The organism is Virgibacillus carmonensis, assembly GCF_057836705.1.
In genome coordinates this window covers 1-537 of the sequence record NZ_JBYQFJ010000368.1, presented here as the reverse complement: position 1 = coordinate 537, position 537 = coordinate 1, and the positions used below count along the sequence as shown (strand labels likewise).

The window sequence follows — 537 nt, the reverse complement described above, 5'->3', positions numbered from 1 at the left end:
AACAATAATAAATTAAATTAATACTCATGAACTGCAAATATATGAAGGATACATGATGATTCTCCTTTAACGATGCCAAATCGATAAAGGGCTCCTTGCGTTTTGTCTCATAAAAGTAAAAAATAATTGTTGCCGTGATAAAGATACCCAATGACAACCAGCGTACGTTGTCACCTAATGATAATAAAAATAAAATAAGTCCAACCATGGAGATTATGAACAGTGCAATTCCCCCAAAATCAATACGCCTTAATTCAACTTTTCCCTGACCCGCATTAGGCAAAATAAAAATTGCCAGCACGAAAGATAAAATGATAAATGGGATATTTGCAATAAAGATTGCCTGCCAATCCCACGATGCAATTAAAAACCCACCTATTGAAGGACCAAAAGCAGCGGAAGTCGTCGCAAAAATAGAAAGCGTGGCTAATGCCTTTGCCTGCCCCTTCGTTATACTCTTTCGAACCATGCTCATTCCACTAGGAAACAATGCCGAACTGCCAATCGCCTGAAGTGCCCGGCAGCCAAGCAGGAAAA

General features: G+C 39.1%; 1 protein-coding gene. It reads right to left on the bottom strand.

What is annotated here, in order from left to right; all coding sequences use genetic code 11:
* Positions 1-537, bottom strand: a 537-nt coding sequence (locus AC3G7N_RS22395) for an MFS transporter (protein ID WP_489424305.1), incomplete at both ends; no start/stop codon positions are given.